Below are 9,979 nucleotides of genomic sequence, written 5' to 3' on the forward strand. Positions count from 1 at the left end.
TCAGGGCCCTTTCACGACAGGCTCGCGCCAGCTGTCCTGACGCTCCAGCACGGGCAGGCGCGACACCGGCGCGTCCAGCCGCGGCAAACTGTTCAGCAGCCCCCGGGTATAGGGGTGCTGTGCCTGATGCAGGTCGCGCGCGGGCAGCGTTTCCACCACGCGACCCGCATACATGATCAGCACCCGGTCGCAGAACTGCGCCACAAGGTTCAGGTCGTGGCTGATGAAGATCAGCCCCATGCCCCGGTCGCGAACCAGCCGGTCCATGATATGCAGCACCTCGGTCCGGACCGACACGTCCAGCGCGCTGGTTGGTTCGTCCGCAATCAGGATCTGGGGGTCGGGGGCCAGCATCATGGCGATCATGATGCGCTGTCCCATGCCGCCCGATACCTCGTGGGGATAGCTGTCCATGACGCGTTCGGGGTCGCGGATCTGGACGGCCTCCAGCATTTCCAGCGCCTTGGCGCGGGCGGCGGCGCGCGGCGCGCGGGCGTGCAGGCGATAGGCCTCGATGATCTGCTGGCCCACGGTCATCACCGGGTTCAGGCTGAATTTCGGATCCTGCATGACCATGCTGATGCGCCCGCCGCGGATGGCGCGCATTTGTCGGTCGGGCAGGTTCAGGATGGAATGGCCCTCCAGCTCCATCCGGGCGGCCTCGACCCGGCCCGGCGGGCGGACAAGGCCCAGGATCGCGCGGCCGGTCATGGACTTGCCCGACCCGCTCTCGCCGACCACGCCCAGACGTTCGCGGCCCAGGTCGAAGTCGATGCCGCGCACGGCCTGAAACTCGCCCTGTCGGGTCGGAAAGGTGACGCGCAGGTCGCGCACGGACAACAGGGGTTCGGTCACGACTTGTCTCCCTTGGGGTCCAGCACGTCGCGCAGCCCGTCGCCCAGCAGGTTGAAGGCCATCGACACCAGAAAGATCGCGATGCCCGGCATGGCGGCAACCCACCAGAAGTCCAGGATATAGCCCCGCCCGTCGGAAATCATCGCCCCCCATTCCGGCAGCGGCGGCTGTGCGCCCAGACCCAAAAAGCCCAGACCCGCCGCCGACAGGATGATCCCCGCCATGTCCAGCGCCACCCGCACGATCAGCGACGACAGGCACAAGGGCCAGATATGCCGGATCAGCAGACGCAACCGCCCCGCCCCCTGCAGGCGCGCGGCGGCGATGAAATCGGCGTTGCGGATGGTCAGCGTCTCGGCCCGGGCCAGGCGCGCATAGGGCGGCCACGCGGTCAGCGCCAAGGCCAGCACCGCATTGCCGATGCTGGGCCCAAGCGCCGCGACAAAGGCCAGCGCCAGGATCAGCTTAGGGAACGCCAGAAAGATGTCGGTCACCCGCATCAGCACCTGATCGACCCAGCCCCCGGCGAACCCCGCGACCGTACCGATCAGCAACCCGATGACCGGCGCGATCAGCGCGACCGTGCCCACGATGAACAGCGTGATGCGCGACCCGTGGAGCAGTCGTGAGAGGATATCGCGTCCCAATGCGTCGGTGCCCAGCCAATGCGCGGCGGAGGGCGGCTGCAGCCGGTCGGCCAGGTTCTGGGCATAGGGGCTTTGCGGCGAAATGAGCGGCGCCAGGATCGCCATGCCGATCAGCAGCACCAGCACGATCAGCCCAACCATCGCCAGCTTGTTGGCGCGAAAGGTCAGCCATCCCTGATAGAGCGCACCCAGACGTGCCTGGCGGCGGGTCTGGGGCGCGTCGGACAGCAGCCAGTCGCGCCGGCTCTCCGGGGGGCGGGAAACGGCGCTCATGTCGACCTCGGATCAAGGAAACGGTACAGGATGTCGCTGAACAGGTTCAGCAGGACAAAGCAGACGCCGACGACGACCGTGCCGCCCAGCACCGCGTTCATGTCGCCCGACAGCAGGCCGCGCGTGATATAGCTGCCAAGGCCCGGCCAGCTGAAGATGATCTCGGTCAGGACCGACCCCTCCAGCAGCGAACCAAAGGACAGCGCGATGACGGTGACCAGCGGGATCGCGATGTTGCGAAAGGCATGGCCCCAGATGACCGCCCGTTCGGACAGGCCCTTGACGCGGGCGGTGGTGACGTATTCCGCCGACAACTGTTCCAGCATGAAGCTGCGCGTCATGCGGCTGATATAGGCCAGCGAATAATAGCCCAGCAGGCTGGCCGGCAGGATTATGTGCGAGAACGCATCGCGGAACGCGGCCCAGTCCCCGGCGATCAGGCTGTCGACCAGCACCATGCCCGTGACGTTGGGCACCATTCCATCATAGATGATCCCCTGCCGCCCCGGTCCTCCGACCCAGCCCAGCATGCCGTAAAAGATCAGCAGCCCCATCAGCCCCAGCCAAAAGATCGGCATTGAATAGCCGATCAGTGCGACGACCCGCGCGACCTGATCGATGATGCCGCCGCGCCGTGCCGCGGCGATCACGCCCAGTGGCACACCGATGACGACACCAATGAACGTGCCAAGCGCGGCCAGTTCGAACGTCGCGGGAAAGACGCGGGCGATGTCCTGTGCCACCGGCTGCCCGGTGGAGATGGACCGTCCGAAATCGCCGCGCAACACGTCGCCCACATAGGACAGAAACTGCACGATCAGCGGCTGGTCCAGCCCCATCGCGACATAGGCGGCGTCGTATTGCGCCTGGGTTGCGCGGTCGCCCACGACCTTGAGCACCGGGTCGATCGGCATGACCCGCCCGATGATGAAGGTGACCAGCAGCAGGCCCAGCAGGGTCAGCGCCAGCGATAACAGCGTGCCGACGATGCTGCGCGCGCGGCGTCGGGCCAGGGCCATGCGGCGGGACGGATCGGGGCCGGAGGACGCGCCCCCGGCCCCCGGCTGTTCGGTCAGCGACATTTATTCGCCCTTCGTGACCTGGCGATAGATGACCGACGAAATCGCCCCGCCGCTCCACCAGTTCTGGACGCCGTCGCGCAGGCCGACCTGTTCGATGCGCTGGAACAGCGGCACGATGGGGGCCTCTGCCTGATACTGGCGCTGGATGTCCTGATACATCGCGGCGCGGGTGTCGGCGTCCTGTTCCAGGGTGGCGGCGACGGTGGCGTCGTTCATGTCGGCCGGCACCTCATAGGCGTTGCGCCAGGCCAGCAGGCCCACGGCCGCGGCCTCGTCGCTGTTGTCAGGGTTGAAGGCAAAAGTCGCGGCATTGGTGTTCGGGTCGGAATAGTCCGGTCCCCATTCGCCCAGAAAGATCGGGACCTCGCGGGCGCGATAGGCGTCCAGCACCTGCGCGCCGGTCATCTGCTCGATCTCCAGCGTCAGGCCGACCTGGGCCATCGACGCCTGCAGCGTCTGGGCCACGTCCACGTATTCGCGCAGGTCGCGCACGCGAGTGGTGATGGTGCCGCCCTCGATTCCCGCGTCGGTCAGGATCTGACGAGCCTTTTCGACGTCATAGGTCCAGGGCTGCTCCTCCAGCACGCCCAGATAGCCCAACGGCAGAAAGGTCTGATGCGTGACGAACTGACCCTTCAGAAAACTGCCGGTGATACCCTCATAGTCGACCAGATACTTCATCGCCTCGATCACGGCGGGGTTGGACAGCAGTTCGTCCTTCTGGTTCAGACCCATGTACAGGATGCGCCCGCGCGGTTCGTCCTGAATGGTCACACCGTCGACCGCGGCGATGGATTCGACATCCGTGGGCGTCAGGTTGCGCGCCACGTCGATGTCGCCCTGTTCCAGCAGCAGCCGCTGCGCGCTGGATTCGGCCACGTTGCGCACGATCACCCGCTTCATGTCAGGGGCGCCCTGCCAGTATTCCTCGTTCGACGTCAGCTGCACCGCCTCGTTCGGGCGCCATGCGGCCAGGACATAGGCGCCCGACCCGGCCTCGTTCGTGTTCAACCAGCCGTTACCCAGGTCGCCGTCGACCTCGTTGGCCATCACCGTCTCCATGTCGACCACGCTGGCGATGTTGGCCGTCAGGCAGTTCAGCACAAAGGTCGGCGCATAGGGCTTGTCCATCGTCAGCGTCAGCATGTTGCCGTCGGCGGTGATCATCTGCTCGACATTGTCGGCGGTGAACCCGAACTGCGTCAGGATAAAGGCCGGCGTCTTGTCCAGCTTGACCGCGCGCTGCAGCGACCACGCGGCGTCAGCGGCGCGAACCGGGTTGCCGGAATGAAATGTCACATCGTCGCGCAGGGTAAACGTGATGGACAACCCGTCCTCGGACACCTCCCAGTCGGTTGCAAGGCTGGGCTGGAACCCCGCCTCGGGGTCCATCGGGTTGAAATCGACCAGCCGGTCATAGGTGTTGTTGTTGACGTCGTTGCCCGCGAATTCAAAGGCCTGCGCAGGGTCCAGGCTGATGATGTCGTCGATCGTATGGGCCACGACCAGGGTATCGGCCGGCGTTTCCGCCCAGGCCGCAGGGGCAAAGGCCAGCGCCGAGGCCAAAAGCACGGCACGCGAGGTCAGATGGTATGTCATGGAGAGGTTCCTGTCGGTGATTGGCCCCCGCTGTGTCGCGGGGTTGCATGCCCTGCAGCCTGCCGCAGGGCCGGTCCGCATTCAATGCCAATCTGGACTACCTGCCCGAAACGACCCCCCGGATGTTCCATCCCGGCATCCCGGCGACCGCATTCAGGCTGGCTCTGCCCATATCCTGGGGATGTGTCCACAACGCGTGGCCCCGTGAGTGTTGAGCCCGCATGCGACATTGCAAGCAGCCCACACGGGCACGCGATATGTCCAGAGCAGCTCATGGTCGTCGCGACGCAGGCGCTGTGTCATCGCGTTCTGAACGATGCGGCCTATCCGCCCGACCTGATCATTCGACCAAACGCATGGTTTTTGTCGCAGAGGGTCGGCGGGTATCGTCACCAAGGCCGATCATGCTTTCGCGCCTGCGCCATTTCACAACGGCCTCTGGGTTACGCCTGCACGCAGGGACCAAAACCATCGGGGCCGGTCCTGTGACCAAATGTAGAGCAACATTGATGATTGCAGCTCTGACACCCTGCGCGGGTCCGCGTCGCGTCCATGAGGCGATTCAGACCAATCCTAGGATCACATATCTAGCCTATCTTGGCGTCCCCGGTCATCGGCCGATCGCCCGTGGTGCCTATACGCGTCGGGTGATCGGCGGTCATCACTTGGCCACAGACCCGGTTCCGCCCAGCCAGCTTGCTGCGATACAGCATCCGGTCGGCACCGGTCAGCCAAAAGGCATTATCGCTGCCCATGTCGCAGCGCCCGGACGCAACGCCGATGCTGATGGTCACCACCTGCCCCACCTGCGATGCACGATGCGGAATGGCCAGCATCTCGACCCCGGCGCGCATCGTCTCGGCCAGGTGCAGCGCGCCGTCAAGGTCAGTGCCGGGCAGAATACAGGCGAACTCTTCGCCGCCATAGCGGGCGCACAGATCGCCCGACCGGCGGATCGCCCGCGCCAGCGCCTGCGATACGGCCTGCAGGCAAATGTCGCCTTCGGGGTGCCCATAGGTGTCGTTGAAACCCTTGAAATGGTCGATGTCCAGCATCAGGACGGCGATCAGCCCGCCGTCACGCGCCTGCCGGTGAAGTTCGGCCTGCAGGCGCCGTTCCAGCATTCGCCGGTTGGCCAGACCGGTCAGCGGGTCACGCAGCGCCTGTTCGGTCAACTGATCGCGCATGCGCTTCATCTGGACATGGTTGCGAACCCGCCGCTGCAGCGCGGCAGGACGGATCGGTTTGGTGACATAGTCGATGGCCCCGACCGCCAGCCCACGCAGTTCGGCCTCGTCATCGCCAAGGGCAGTCGCAAAGATCACCGGAATATCGCTCAGCACGGGATCGGCCTTGAAGATGCGGCACAGCTGATACCCGTCCATCCCCGGCATCACCACATCCAGCAGGATCAGGTCCGGCCTGCTGGCACGCGCCACCTGCACGGCCTGCTCCCCCGACAGCGCAAAGCAGATCTCGTACTCGTCCTCCAGCACGGCGGTGACAATCTCGATGTTGGCAGGTTCGTCGTCGATCACCAGAATGACGGGGCGATTGTCCATGTTCATATCCTCGGCTGACCGGCGTCATGTATGGGGCCATCCAGCAGTGCGTCCGCCGCGGCATAATCCAACCGCAGCAGCGCCCGCCGCACGGGGTGTTCGTCCATCGCAGCGCGGTCAAGGCGCAAGGCCTCGGCCAGCGCATCAAAGCTGGCGCGCGCCGCCATGCTGCGGCGGCGGATCTGATCACGCAGATGAACGCGCATCTGCGCGATCGCCACGATATCGCCCGCGGGTTGCGGCATGGACGCTGCCGGGTGCGCATCCGGCGCGGCCGGCGACAGGCTGTCGGCCGCAGCGATCGCAACAGCCAGCGGACTGGCCAAATCGGCCAGCATCGCATCGATGCCATCGTGATCACCATCGTGCAGCCGACCCTCGATCTTGGCGGCCAATGCAGCGATATCAGGCAGTTCCAGGGATGCCGCGACACCCTTCAGGGTATGCGCGGCGCGGTGCGCGTCCTGGATTCGCCCCTCGGCGATCATTTGCGCCATTTGCGCGACCATGTCGCGGTTCGTGTCGGCAAACGACAGGATCAGACGGCGCAGCAAAGGCCGCTTGCCATTCACCCGCGCCAGCGCGGCGGGGATGTCGAACGGAGACAGGCAATCCGGCAGATCGGTCGTGACGACAGCCTCGACATGGTGCTGCGCATCGGGTTTCACCATCACGATCCGCATGTGCCGGGCCAGAACGGCGACCAGGCGGGCGGGATCCACCGGCTTGGTGACATGATCGCACATCCCTGCCTGCAGACATGCGCGGCGCTCATCGTCATAGGCATGTGCGGTCAGCGCGATAATGGGCAGGTCATCGGCGCTGTGCGTCAGGCGGATTTGGCGTGTGGCGGTCAGGCCGTCCATCTCGGGCATCTGCATGTCCATCAGCACCGCGGCGTAACCATCCGCCCCGGCCTCGACCATCCGGCAGGCCACCAGCCCGTTCTCGGCGCAATCGACCAGCAATCCTGCATCGCCAAGCAGGGCGACGGCAATTTCCTGGTTGATCAGATTGTCCTCGACCAACAGGACACGCTGGCCCTGCAAGGCCTGCGGCAGGACCGGGACCGCGGGCTGGTCTGCGACAACCGCCCGACCGTCGCGTTCGGCCAGCCCAGGCAACTGCTTCAGTGCCACCAACAGATTGCGCGCGTTGATGGGCTTGGCCAAGAACAGATCTATCGGCTCGCCTCCGGCCTCTCCCATGACGGCATCGACCCCATGCGCCGTCATGACCATCGTCGCGGGCATCCGCCGCAGCGGCAGGCGCCGCAACGCGCGCAGCGTCTGCAACCCGTCCAGATCGGGCATCTTCCAATCGATGATCAGCAGGTCATAGGGATTGCCGCGTTGATCGGCCGCCTGGACCATATCCAGCGCAGCCTGTCCCAGTGGCGCCAGGATCACCCGCATCTGCCACCGGGAAAAGATCTCTTCCAGCATCTTCAGGGCGATCGGACTGTCATCGGCAATCAGAATGCGCAGGGCGCTGACCGCACTGTCGGGTTGCACCGAGTCTGTATCGACCACCTGACTGATTCCAAGGCACAGCGAGAACGTAAAGACGCTTCCCTGACCTGCGACGCTCTCTGCACGAATCCAGCCATCCATCTGCTGGACGATCTGCTTGCAGATCGCCAGCCCCAGACCGGTCCCCCCGAACCGCCGCGTGGTCGAATTATCCGCCTGGGTGAACGGCGTGAACAGCCGCCCCAGCTGATCGGGCGTCATCCCGATGCCGCAATCTCGGACCGCAATTTCGACGCGCGCGTCATTGTCGGTCCGCTCTGCCAGGCGGGCGGACAGGACGATCTCTCCGTCCTTGCTGAACTTGGTCGCATTGCTCAACAGGTTCAGCAACACCTGGTTCAGGCGCAGTTCGTCGCCGACCAGCATGTCCGGCACGCGATCGTCGATCTCCTGGCGCAGCGTCAGATTCTGCGCCGCCATCGCGTCGGCCACCATCTGCACCTGGCACGACATGGCGGACCGCAGATCAAAAGGTATCTCCTCCAGCGTCAGTGCCCCCGCCTCGTTCTTTGAAAAATCCAGCAGGTCGTTGATCAGTCGTAACAACACGCCACCCGCGGTGCCGATGCGGCTGACATGCTCGCGCTGGCGCGGCTCCAGCGGCGTGCGTTGCACCAGATGGCAAAAACCAAGGATGGCGTTGATGGGGGTGCGGATCTCATGGCTCATGTTGGCCAGGAACATGCTTTTCGTGCGGTTCGCGTCCTCTGCCTCGCGGGTCCGCTCCTCCAGCGCAGCGCTTTTTGCAACGATCTCGTCGCTCATCTTTCCGATGCGATCGAACGACCGGACGACCTTGTCGCTGACCCAGACCAGCACCGCCGTCTGAAATGCGACAATCGTCGCGTGCAGCAGCACCCGCCCCAGATCACCGTTGGTCGAGAACACCGCGCTTGGCAAAAGATAGAACAGGAACAGGTGATGCACCGTGATCGCCGCCGCCGACGTGAACAGCGCAGCGCGGTCGAACCACGCCAGGTTCAACGCCAGCACGGCATAGAAATACATGTGCATGTCCATCTGCCAAGGGTGCCCCTCGAACACCAGCAGGAACAGTGCAGGTTCGCCCACCAGGGCCACTGCGGCAAAGTTCCGCGTCATGGGTTGGTTGCCGCGCACCGTCCACAGCAGCTGATAGATCGTGGCCAGCCCAGCCGCCGCAAAAACCGCCACCACGGGCGACATGCTGCCCACCCAGGCCGCCGCAAAACCCACCACGGGGACATGCGCCCAGAACAACGTGACCAGCAAACCGCCGTATCGTGCCCTCAAGGCGTTCAGTTCCACGTTCATCAGAGGCCCTCCGCGTCGGAAGCAACGCAACCCAGTGCCCCCGGCGCGGGCAAAACAGCCCATGCGCCCGCTAGACGCACGCGATCCACAAATTCATCGTCTCCCGACAGGGCAATCGACATCCCGGGCAGCGCGGCAAAGGCGATGACCCCGCCTCCTGCGGAGTGAACCATGTCAAGCACATCGGCCCTGTGAAGGCCCGGCCGGGTCATCACAAGATATTGCCCTGGCAACCCCGGTCGGGTCAGCGCATGCCCTGTCAGTGCCAGCAACCCCGCCAGAGCCAGCGCCAGCGCCGGCAATACCGCGCAGATCCCCGCCCCTGAAGGGACCGGTGAGAGAGCGTTGCTGCCGGTTCCTGATGTCACGTTGCGCTCCTGTGCCGCCGTCAGACCGTACGATACCCGGCACAGCGGCCCGCGTCCCGAGACCGGTCGAATGCAAGAATGTCCAAAACGATACGGTTCACTTGGAGGCCCGGATCACGTTGACGAACGGCGGATCGAGATGATGTCGATGAAGCCAAGGTCGCTTTCGGTGGTCGTGTCGCCACGGCCGGCGGCGCGGCGGGCATTCTTGCGCTTATTAAAGCACCTTACGACGAGAATGCGCACTCGACAGAGGGTTCGATCGCGCAACTTGCGGAACCTGCGCATAGAGACGACGTTGCGCGCCTCCATTGTTTTGCGAACCTCGCCGATGCCATGTCGCCAGTCTGCGAGCAGCGCAGCAGGCGCAGCAGGCGCAGCAGGCGCAGCAGGCGCAGCAGGCGCAGCAGGCGCAGCAGGCGCAGCAGGCGCAGCAGGCGCAGCAGGCGCAGCAGGCGCAGCAGGCGCAGCAGGCGCAGCAGGCGCAGCAGGCGCAGCAGGCGCAGCAGGCGCAGCAGGCGCAGACAAGGTGCCGTCCATGACCAGCTAAAAACCTTAATAATTAGACACTCGCCCCGGTGTGATGTCCGACCTCACGGGGAAGCCAACGCCATTGACGCGGAGGTGGACCGTGGTCATTCGTTCTTTGATCCCAGGTTTTGATGGTGCGATCCTTTCTCAGGAATGGAGGGAATCATCATGGGACAAGTTCGTCATGGGAGCGCCGCGACCACGGACGCCGTCAGAGCTGCAATAATAGGGGCTGGC

Annotated in this window: 8 protein-coding genes and 1 pseudogene; 1 reads left to right on the top strand and 8 read right to left on the bottom strand. The window is 64.8% G+C overall.

Going from position 1 to position 9,979, the window contains the following annotated elements:
• The 8 genes and pseudogenes from ACJJVR_RS17275 to ACJJVR_RS17310 all read right to left on the bottom strand — a co-directional run.
• On the bottom strand, positions 1–855 hold the full coding sequence (locus ACJJVR_RS17275) for an ABC transporter ATP-binding protein (RefSeq protein ID WP_405406440.1): 855 nt from the start codon (positions 853–855) through the stop codon (positions 1–3).
• Positions 852–1,775 carry a nickel transporter permease gene (nikC, locus tag ACJJVR_RS17280; protein WP_405406442.1) on the bottom strand — a complete coding sequence of 308 codons (924 nt, stop codon included), beginning with the start codon at positions 1,773–1,775 and terminating at the stop codon, positions 852–854. Before nikC ends, ACJJVR_RS17275 begins: the two co-directional genes overlap by 4 nt.
• The gene (locus ACJJVR_RS17285; RefSeq protein WP_405406493.1) at positions 1,772–2,794 is read right to left on the bottom strand and encodes an ABC transporter permease; all 1,023 of its coding nucleotides are present in this window, start codon (positions 2,792–2,794) and stop codon (positions 1,772–1,774) included. The genes nikC and ACJJVR_RS17285 overlap by 4 nt, the downstream gene beginning before the upstream one ends.
• Positions 2,795–2,857: 63 nt before the next feature.
• Positions 2,858–4,456, bottom strand: a complete 1,599-nt coding sequence (locus ACJJVR_RS17290; RefSeq protein WP_405406443.1) for an ABC transporter substrate-binding protein — start codon at positions 4,454–4,456, stop codon at positions 2,858–2,860.
• A 587-nt stretch (positions 4,457–5,043) separates the two neighbouring features.
• Entirely contained in the window at positions 5,044–6,018 is a 975-nt protein-coding gene (locus tag ACJJVR_RS17295; RefSeq protein WP_405406444.1) for a diguanylate cyclase, read from the bottom strand.
• Positions 6,019–6,020: 2 nt separating this feature from the next.
• Positions 6,021–8,843 carry a response regulator gene (locus ACJJVR_RS17300; RefSeq protein ID WP_405406446.1) on the bottom strand — a complete coding sequence of 941 codons (2,823 nt, stop codon included), beginning with the start codon at positions 8,841–8,843 and terminating at the stop codon, positions 6,021–6,023.
• Positions 8,843–9,211, bottom strand: coding sequence for a hypothetical protein (locus ACJJVR_RS17305; protein WP_405406448.1), 369 nt, complete (start codon positions 9,209–9,211; stop codon positions 8,843–8,845). Before ACJJVR_RS17305 ends, ACJJVR_RS17300 begins: the two co-directional genes overlap by 1 nt.
• Positions 9,212–9,325: 114 nt before the next feature.
• A pseudogene (locus ACJJVR_RS17310) lies at positions 9,326–9,577 on the bottom strand (IS5/IS1182 family transposase); the annotation flags it as partial.
• On the opposite strand from ACJJVR_RS17310, the gene ACJJVR_RS17315 reads away from it, so the two are divergent.
• Positions 9,523–9,753 carry a hypothetical protein gene (locus ACJJVR_RS17315; protein WP_405406495.1) on the top strand — a complete coding sequence of 77 codons (231 nt, stop codon included), beginning with the start codon at positions 9,523–9,525 and terminating at the stop codon, positions 9,751–9,753. The pseudogene ACJJVR_RS17310 and the gene ACJJVR_RS17315 overlap by 55 nt on opposite strands.
• Positions 9,754–9,979: the final 226 nt, after the last annotated feature.

This window comes from Paracoccus sp. Ld10, from assembly GCF_045064235.1.
Lineage (GTDB): Bacteria > Pseudomonadota > Alphaproteobacteria > Rhodobacterales > Rhodobacteraceae > Paracoccus.